We start from the raw sequence: 9,009 nt of genomic DNA on the forward strand, positions 1-9,009 counted from the left end.
GATTATATTAAATAATTGTGAACGAATTATATTGTAATTAGTAACACCATGGAGGTATTCCTGTTATTCGAGGGATTAAATAGTTTTATAACTAACGTAATGACTTTAGTAACTAAAATTATCGCTATATTAATATCATGATATCGGCATAACAAATAACTCAAATGCAGCCCGATCCCGAATTCTTGAATTTAAATCTTTTAAAGTTTGGAGTTTATTCTTATGAACAGTGATCATCGCGTACTTAGCTCCTTTACCTTGCCCAATGGCACAGAGCTGAAAAACCGTCTGTTTATGGCGCCTATGACGACGTGTTCGGGTTATTTCGATGGCTCAGTCAGCAGCGAACTGGTGGAGTACTACCGTGCTCGTGCCGGGCGTATCGGTACCATCATCGTCGAATGCTGTTTTGTTGATGACTTAGGCCTGGCTTTCCCAGGGGCGCTGGGTATCGACAGCGACGATAAAATTGCCGGGCTGGCGAAAATTGCCGAAGCCATTAAATCTCAGGGTTCCAAAGCGCTGCTGCAAATTTATCACGGTGGCCGTATGGTTGATCCGAAGCTGATCGGTGGGCGTACACCGGTCGGGCCAAGCGCCGTGGCCGCACCGCGCGAAGGCGCTGCGACACCGGTCGCGCTGACCACGGCAGAAGTGGAAGGCATGGTGGGTAAATTTGGTGAAGCGGTGCGCCGCGCTATCCAGGCCGGTTTCGACGGTGTGGAACTGCACGGTGCTAATACCTATCTGATTCAGCAATTCTATTCCCCAAACTCCAACCAACGCGACGACGAGTGGGGCGGCAGCCGTGACAACCGCGCCAAATTCCCGCTGGCGGTGCTGGAGATCACCCACAAAATGGTGCGCCAGTATGCGGATGATGCCTTTATTATCGGCTATCGCTTCTCGCCGGAAGAGATGGAAGTCCCGGGGATCCGCTTCGACGACACAATGTATCTGCTGGAAAAACTGGCCGCACGTGGCCTGGACTACCTGCACTTCTCCGTTGGCGCGACCCTGCGCCCGTCTATCGTTGAGACCAATGACCCGACGCCGCTGATTGAAAAATATGTGGCCATGCGCTCTGAAACGCTGGCGCAGGTACCGGTCATGGGCGTTGGCGGCGTGGTAAACGACAACGACATCGAGAGCGCAATGGAACACGGTTACGACCTGGTGGCCGTCGGCCGTGCCTGCATTGCATATCCGGACTGGGCGGATCGTATTGCGGATGGCCAGACGCTGGATCTGTTTATTGACAGCACCCAGCGTGAAGCGCTGAACATTCCGGAACCTTTGTGGCGCTTCTCGCTGGTGGAAGCGATGATCCGCGATATGAGCATGACGGTGTCGAAATTTAAGCCGGGCGTGTTTGTGGAGACCGTTCAGGATGATGCCGGTGAACTGGTCATTAACGTAAGCCTGGAAACCGACCGAATTGTCGATATCGAGCTGACCGGTGGCGTCGATCAAGACGTTGAGTTCGTCACCAGCTTTGAAGAGATTCGTTCCCGTATTCTCGACGCGAATACACCACATGTTGACGCCATTTCCGGTGCAACCAGCCAGAGCGAGGCGGTGAAAAAAGCGGTCTCCAAAGCGATGGTGAAATCCAGTAAAGCGCTGGCGGCGGAAGAGGGCGGCGATGCCGCTGCGCCAAAAGCCTACGATGTGGTCGTCGTTGGCAGCGGTGGCGCCGGTCTGGCGGCGGCGATTCAGGCTCATGATGATGGCGCCAGCGTGCTGATCGTCGAAAAAATGCCGACTATCGGTGGTAACACCATTAAAGCCTCTGCCGGGATGAACGCGGCGGAAACCCGCTTCCAGCGCGTTAAAGGCATTCAGGATAGTAAAGAACTGTTCTACGCCGAAACGCTGAAGGGCGGTAAAAACAAAAACAACCCGGCGCTGTTACACCGCTTTGTGGAAAATGCACCGCAGGCGATCGAATGGCTGGCGGATCGCGGCATCATGCTGAATGATATCACCACCACAGGGGGGATGAGTATTGACCGTACTCACCGCCCGAAAGACGGTTCTGCCGTTGGTGGTTATCTCATCAGTGGCCTTGTGCGTAACGTCACGAAACGCGGGATTGATGTCATGCTCGACACTTCGGTAGTCGATATTGTGATGGAAGGCGGCGAAGTGGCGGCGGTGCGTCTGCTGACCGACGAACAGGAAAGCGTCACCATTCCGACTCGTAGCATCATCGTGGCGACCGGCGGTTTCAGTGCTAACAGCGAGATGGTGGTGAAATACCGTCCGGATCTGGCGGGCTTCGTGACCACCAACCACAAAGGCGCAACCGGCGGCGGCATTGCATTGCTGGAGCGTATTGGTGCTGGCACGGTGGATATGGGCGAAATCCAGATTCACCCGACGGTGGAACAGAAAACCTCTTATCTGGTGTCGGAATCCATCCGCGGCGGCGGCGCAATTCTGGTGAGCCAGCAAGGCAACCGCTTCTTTAACGAAATGGAAACCCGCGATAAAGTCTCTGCGGCGATCATTGCGCTGCCGGAACATTACGCCTATATCGTCTTTGACGAACACGTCCGTAGCAAAAATAAAGCAGCGGATGAGTATATCGCCAAAGGTCTGGTGACCAGCGCCAGCACGGCGAGTGAACTGGCGGCTAAACTCGGATTAGACGAAGAGACTTTCCTGGCAACGCTTGCCCGCTATAACGATGCCGTGGCGAAACAGGACGACGAAGAGTTTGGTCGTAAAACCGCGCTGCGTGCGCCGATTAATGAAGGGCCGTTCCACGCGATTCAGATTGCGCCGGGCGTACACCACACCATGGGTGGGGTAACCATTAATACCGAAACTCACGTGCTGAATGCGCAAAAACAGGTGATTCCAGGCGCTTATGCTGCCGGTGAAGTGGTCGGTGGTATTCACGGTGGCAACCGTATTGGCGGAAACGCCGTTGCTGATATTATTATCTTTGGTACGCTCGCCGGCCATCAGGCGGCGTTGCGCGCGCAGCAGGTACCCTGGGCCATGCTGGAATCAGCATAACGAACGGATGGCACAGTCCCATAGCCCGGCGTTGCCGGGCTATTTCAGCTGAAGTGAAGGGGGATTTTGATGTCAGATACCACTCGGGTATACAGTTATTCCGCGATTCTGATGGGCTCGCCCATCCTGCTAAAACTCTTCGTCCACGACGAGGCGCTCGCCTCCCGCGTGTTCCGTCTGATTAAACAGTATGAAGATCTGCTGACCGTAAACCGTGCTCAGTCGCAGGTGATGGATATCAATCATGCGGCGGGCCAACGTGCGGTGAAGGTCAGTAGCCCGGTTTACGCCCTGATCAAATGCGCAAAAGCGGCAAGCGAGCTACCACAGAGCGCTTTTAACCTGGCTATTGGGCCGTTGGTGAAGCGCTGGCGGATTGGCTTTAAGGGCGACAGCGTGCCGCCAGCGGATGAAATTACGCATCTGCTGACGCTGACCAGGCACGAGCAGGTCATCCTCAACGACGACGATGAGAGCGTTTTTCTGGCGCAGCCGGGAATGGAGATCGATCTCGGTGCGATTGCCAAAGGGTATATTGCCGACCGTGTGCGCGATTTTTTACGTCAGGAAGGCGTGGCGCAGGGGCTTATCAATCTTGGCGGTAACGTACAAACGCTGGGCATGCCGGAGGGCGGGTGGTCAATTGGCCTGAAAAAACCGTTCTCTACCGCAGGCGCGATGATTGGCACGCTCGACGTCGAAAACAAATCGGTCGTGACCTCCGGCGTTTATGAGCGATTTTTTGAACAAGACGGCCAGCTGTATCACCATATTCTCGACCCGCGTACCGGCTACCCACTGAATAACGAACTCAATAGCGTGACGATCGTTAGCGCAAACTCCATCGATGGTGATATCTGGACCACGCTGATGTATGGCATGGGGGTCGAAAAGGGCTGTGCGGCGCTGCGCGCAAGGCCGGATATTGAGGCGATTTTTGTGACGAAAAAGAAAGAGGTGGTCCTGTCATCGGCACACCTCTATCGTTTCACGCTGTTGGATAACGAGTATCGCCTTACTGACAGTACTGTTTGAGCAGGCCGTATTGTTCCGGCTGCAGGCGATAGCGATAGACCGGACGGCCTGTCGCCCCGTAGTGAATACTGGTAAAGAGAATGTTGATTTGGGCAAGCCAGATCAGATATTTACGGCATGACACGCGGGAAATATTCACCGCCTGCGCCAGATCGTCGGTGGAAAACTCCGTTTCCGGATGCGCATCAATCCACTGGCACAGCGTGCGCAGGGTCTGTGGCGTCAACCCTTTCGGCAGCCGTTTGGTGTCTGCCAGTTCGGGCGAGCCACCGTGCAGAAGGCGGTCGACATCGGCCTGTTCATAGTAGGCGTGACTCCCCATCAGCTGCTTTTTCTCGCGCCAGCTCAGCAGCGCTTCTTCAAAACGCGGGAACTGGAAAGGCTTAATCAGATAGTCCACCACGCCGTAGCGCAGCGAAGTCTGAACGGTGGCGGCATCGGAGGCGGAGGAGATCATGATAACGTCAATCGCACGCCCGGCGTTACGCACCTCAGGCAGCAGATCCAGCCCGTTGTCCTGCTGCATATAAACATCCAGCAGGATCAGGTCGATAGACAGCGCAGGATCCAGCAGCTTGTCTCGCGCCTGCTGGAGTGTTGAAGCGATACCGCAGCAGGCAAAACCGTCCACCCTCTCGATATAGCAACGATTCAGGTCGGCCACCATGGCATCATCATCGACTATTAACACATTAATCACGCGCTGTTCCTCTCGCTATCCCACGGAATATGTACAAAAAATTGCGTAAATACGCCAGGCTCTGACTCGACGGAAAGCGTTCCGCCAAGGTTCTCCGTCTGCTGACGGGCCAGGAACAGCCCGACGCCGCGGTTTTCGCCTTTGGTTGAAAATCCTTTATTGAAAATAGCGTCGATGCGCACCGGGTCGATCCCCGGGCCATCGTCGCTGACTTCGGCGCTCAGCCAGCCATTCTGGTAGTGTAGCAGCAGGCCAATTTCACCTTCGCCCTGGCCGGCCATAGCGTCCAGGGCGTTCTCAATCAGGTTGCCAAGCACGGTCACCAGAACCGCCACCTGTTCTTCGTTTGGATTATCGGGCACCAGACTCTCTTCAGCCAGCGTCAGATTCACCCCCACGTCGCCCGCGCGGTTGATTTTACCCAGCAGGAAACCAGCAATAATCGGTGATTTTATTTTATGCTGCAGCATACCAATATCCGCCTGATAGTTCTGAGCGGTTTGCAGAATGTAGTCTTCGAGCTTGTCGTAGCGCTTCATGTGCAGTAGCCCAAGAATGACGTGCAGTTTGTTCATAAATTCATGGGAATGGGCGCGCAGGGCGTCGATATAGTTGACCAGCCCATCCATACGCTGCATCAACTGACTAACCTCGGTTTTATCGCGGAAAGTGCCGATGGCGCCAATGACGCGCTTGTTGTTGCGCAGCGGAACGATGTTACACAGCAGCAGACGGCCGTTGCAGCCCATTTCACGGTCAGTCACCGGCGAGCCGCTGGCGAGCACTTCTTTGAGGTTAGTGAGCAGCGGCGCGTGTTGCTCAGCGCCTAATGCATGGGCATCGGCAGAAAAAAGAATGTGACGCGCAGCCTGATTAATCAGGGTCACACGGCCTTTGTCGTCAACGGCTATAACGCCTTCGCGCATGGATTGCAGCATGGCCTGGCGCTGCTCGAACATCCTGGAAATCTCATGCGGCTCGAAGCCAAACAGGATATTTTTCAGCACGCGCACCAGCCCCCAGATCCCCAGCGTGCCAACGACCGCGCTAAACAAGACGAACCAGATAGCGGTCCACCGCGCTGCGCTAATTTGTTCGTCCACTTTCTGAAGTGAGATACCGACGATAGCCACGCCAATTTGCTGGTGTTGGTCATTGTAGATGGGCGTGAAGACGCGTAGCGCCTCGGCCAGCACGCCGTGGTTAATGGACAGATTCTCATGGCCTTTGAGCGCAGGCTGGAGATCGGCGCCGATAAAGTGCTGGCCAATCAGATGGGTGTTGGGGTGCGAGTAGCGCACCGCATCCATGTTGGTGATAACGGCATACAGCAGGCCATTGCGTTGCTGTACCGCTGTTGCAATCGGCTGGATAATATTGTGTTCAGGCGATGCGGTGAGCCCGCGTTTGATCTCCGGTGAATCAGCCAGCGTGCGGGCGATGGCAAAGGCCTTGTCCTGCAGGCCGGTGCGAGTCGCTTTAGTGATCTGCATGAAATAGAAGGCGTAAACCACCAAAAGGACGGAAATAATCACGCTGCACACCATTAGCGTCACCAGCGTACTGAGCTTCATCGGGCGCTTAGCCTGAGGTGGCTGTTGCGGCATATTGCGCATGAAAACCTTCTATTATCAACGGCAAAAAATCATTATCGCCGATGTATCCCTTTTCTTAAAGCCATCATGTCCTGACAAAACCAAACCTTTCTTTGTGACCGTACTCGCAGAGCTTTCCATACAAAACACTTTAGTATTGTTGAAGAACCCATAATAAGGAGTCCGTTTATGAGCATTAAGCTTGCAGGTTCAGTCATGGAAAGACGCAGTTCGACAACCGCTGAAATTGACCGACTGTCCACTCACGATATGTTAAGTCTTATTAATCAAGATGATAGGTCAGTTTCGGATGCTGTCACCTCCTGTCTTGATGAACTTACACGTCTGGTCGACCGCGCGGTGGCAACCTTAAGCCACGGTGGCCGGGTGGTGATTGTCGGCGCGGGCGCTTCGGGCCGTAACGCGGTGCTGGCCGCTAATGAGTACGCGCCGGATGAAAAACATCCGCTGGTGGGGCTGATCGCGGGCGGGGCGCTGGCGATGCTGCACGACATGCGCGAGGCGGGGCAGGACTATAACCGCGGTGTGTTGGATCTGCAGGCCATCGGGTTTACACAAAAAGACATGCTGATCGGGCTCTCCGTACGCGGCAAAACACCGTGGCTATGGGGTGCCATGCGCCATGCCTGGTCACTGGGGGCGACAAGGGCGCTGATTACCCGCAACGTGCACAGCGAAGCCGCCGAGCTCGCCGATATCGTCATTGCCCCGCAAACCGGCGCGGAAGTGGTGGCGGGCTATGGTAATCCAAAGGCGATTCTCGCGCAGAAGCATGTGCTCAATATGTTGACCACTGCGTTGGCCGTCCGTACTGGCCGGGTCTACAGCAATATGCGTGTTGATATTCGCGGAAACACGACGCAGATGATGGAGCGGCAGATTGCGATTGTGATGGAGGCGGGCGGCTGCACGCGCGCGGCGGCGAAAGCGGCGCTGGAAAGTTGTGACCATAACTGTAAAACAGCGGTACTGATGGTGCTTACCGGGATGGATGCCTGGAAAGCCCATGAACTGCTGGCGCAAAATAACGGCTTTGTGCGTCTGGCGCTGCAGGAAGCGCCGTAATCTGAAATCAGTAAAAAGCCCGCAAAATAATGCGGGCTTTGCTTATCGCGTACAGCTTAGAACTGGTAGGTCATGCCTACACCAACGATATCGTCGGTAGAGATGCCGTTGGCGCTGTAGAACTGTGAATCTTCATCCAGCAGGTTAATTTTGTAATCAACATAGGTGGAGAAGTTCTTGTTGAAGTAGTAGGTTGCACCCAGGTCAACATAGTTCACCAGATCCTGGTCGGTCAGGTAAGAACCGTTGCTGTTGGTGTGAACACCAACGTCTACGCCACGGGAGTAAACCCACGCCAGAGACGGACGCAGACCGAAGTCGAACTGATACTGTGCGGTGACTTCGAAGTTTTGCGTTTTGTTGGCAATACCATCATCGCCAAACGGCGTCATGTTGCGGGTTTCCGCATACATCATTGCCAGATAAACGTTGTAGGCGTCGTATTTCGCACCAACGGTCCAGACGTCAGCTTTATCGCCGCCGGCGCTTACACTACCGTTTTTACCGTTACCATAGCGATTGTTAACACCAGCATAGGCAACCTGATCGTTGGTACGATCGGATGTTGCGTAGGCTGCGCCAATGCTTAAACCCTGTAATTCAGGGACCGCATCAGCGAAATCAAACGTTGTGGACATGCTGTAGCCATCACCGTTCTGGAAGCGAACGCTGTTATGACCATTTTTCGTCCCTTCCTGGTTGTTTGAACCGCTTTCGTTAGCGCCCTGATACTGCAGCGCAAAGTTCCAGCCGTTGACCAGACCGAAGAAATCGCTGTTACGGTAGGTTGCTACGCCGTTGGTACGGCCAACCATAAAGTTGTCGGTCCAGGTGTAGGAGTCGCCGCCGAATACCGGCAGCATATCGGTCCAGCCTTCAATGTCGTATACGGTACCGTAGTTACGGCCGTAATCGAAGGAACCAAAGTTGGCAAACTTCAGGCCAGCAAACGCCAGGCGGTTGAAGGATTTGTCACCAGCGCCTTCGGTGTCGTTAGCGTAGGTTTTGTATTCCCACTGGCCGTAGCCAGTCAGGTCATTGGTAATCTGGGTTTCGCCTTTGAAACCGATTTGCACGTAGGTTTCATCGCCGTCATCGCCAGCGTTGTCGGAAAATGTGTGACGTGCGTCGACCTTACCGTACAGATCAACTTTATTGCCGTCTTTATTATACATTTCCGCCGCATTTACCGCGCCTGCCATTAATAAGGCAGGAACCAGCAGTGCCAGTGCTTTAATTTTCATTATATTTTCCTTTGCATGATAACGCATGTGAATATAGTAACGTCATCCGGCGTTACGTGTTCGAATACTATATTGAGAGTTCAATTTATTTCAGGATATAAATGAAACAAAGTTATATTAAATATTTCAAAATGTTTCTATTATAATTAAAATAATATATATGATGTTTTTTGTATTTTAAATTACCATGAAATTCATTTGGTTATGCGTTTTGCTGATGTGTGTTGATGTAATTATTAATGGTGAATATGTTTTTATTGAAGGGCGCTACAGGCAAAAAAAATCCCGACTGCACTGGCATACAGTCGGGAAGGTCATAAAA

The 9,009-nt window shown here is 53.4% G+C and carries 6 protein-coding genes; 3 read left to right on the top strand and 3 right to left on the bottom strand.

What is annotated here, in order from left to right; all coding sequences use genetic code 11:
- The first annotated feature begins 222 nt into the window (after positions 1-222).
- Together ACW14G_RS21165 and ACW14G_RS21170 are read left to right on the top strand one after the other, a co-directional pair.
- Positions 223-3,027, top strand: a complete 2,805-nt coding sequence (locus tag ACW14G_RS21165) for a flavocytochrome c (RefSeq protein WP_163448939.1) — start codon at positions 223-225, stop codon at positions 3,025-3,027.
- A 69-nt stretch (positions 3,028-3,096) separates the two neighbouring features.
- Positions 3,097-4,062 (top strand): FAD:protein FMN transferase, encoded by a 966-nt coding sequence (locus ACW14G_RS21170; protein ID WP_167575520.1) that lies wholly within the window; start codon positions 3,097-3,099, stop codon positions 4,060-4,062.
- Here the strand turns inward: ACW14G_RS21170 and dcuR are convergent.
- Complete coding sequence (gene dcuR, locus ACW14G_RS21175) at positions 4,043-4,762, bottom strand: two-component system response regulator DcuR (protein WP_163448941.1); 720 nt, start codon at positions 4,760-4,762, stop codon at positions 4,043-4,045. The genes ACW14G_RS21170 and dcuR overlap by 20 nt on opposite strands.
- Positions 4,759-6,378, bottom strand: coding sequence for a sensor histidine kinase (locus ACW14G_RS21180; protein WP_419057384.1), 1,620 nt, complete (start codon positions 6,376-6,378; stop codon positions 4,759-4,761). The genes dcuR and ACW14G_RS21180 overlap by 4 nt, the downstream gene beginning before the upstream one ends.
- A gap of 168 nt (positions 6,379-6,546) precedes the next feature.
- On the opposite strand from ACW14G_RS21180, the gene ACW14G_RS21185 reads away from it, so the two are divergent.
- Entirely contained in the window at positions 6,547-7,443 is an 897-nt protein-coding gene (locus ACW14G_RS21185) for an N-acetylmuramic acid 6-phosphate etherase (RefSeq protein ID WP_163448943.1), read from the top strand.
- 56 nt (positions 7,444-7,499) lie between these two features.
- On the opposite strand, the gene ompC is transcribed toward ACW14G_RS21185, so the two are convergent.
- Positions 7,500-8,687 (bottom strand): porin OmpC, encoded by a 1,188-nt coding sequence (gene ompC / locus ACW14G_RS21190; protein WP_223802856.1) that lies wholly within the window; start codon positions 8,685-8,687, stop codon positions 7,500-7,502.
- Between the last annotated feature and the right edge of the window lie 322 nt (positions 8,688-9,009).

Source organism: Kluyvera sp., assembly GCF_965301105.1.

Excerpts from the sequence above, each read along its gene's own strand:
- ompC (WP_223802856.1), bottom strand. The coding sequence starts at position 8,687 with ATGAAAATTAAAGCACTGGCACTGCTGGTTCCTGCCTTATTAATGGCA.
- ACW14G_RS21170 (WP_167575520.1), top strand. The coding sequence starts at position 3,097 with ATGTCAGATACCACTCGGGTATACAGTTATTCCGCGATTCTGATGGGC.
- ACW14G_RS21185 (WP_163448943.1), top strand. The coding sequence starts at position 6,547 with ATGAGCATTAAGCTTGCAGGTTCAGTCATGGAAAGACGCAGTTCGACA.
- ACW14G_RS21180 (WP_419057384.1), bottom strand. The coding sequence starts at position 6,378 with ATGCGCAATATGCCGCAACAGCCACCTCAGGCTAAGCGCCCGATGAAG.
- ACW14G_RS21165 (WP_163448939.1), top strand. The coding sequence starts at position 223 with ATGAACAGTGATCATCGCGTACTTAGCTCCTTTACCTTGCCCAATGGC.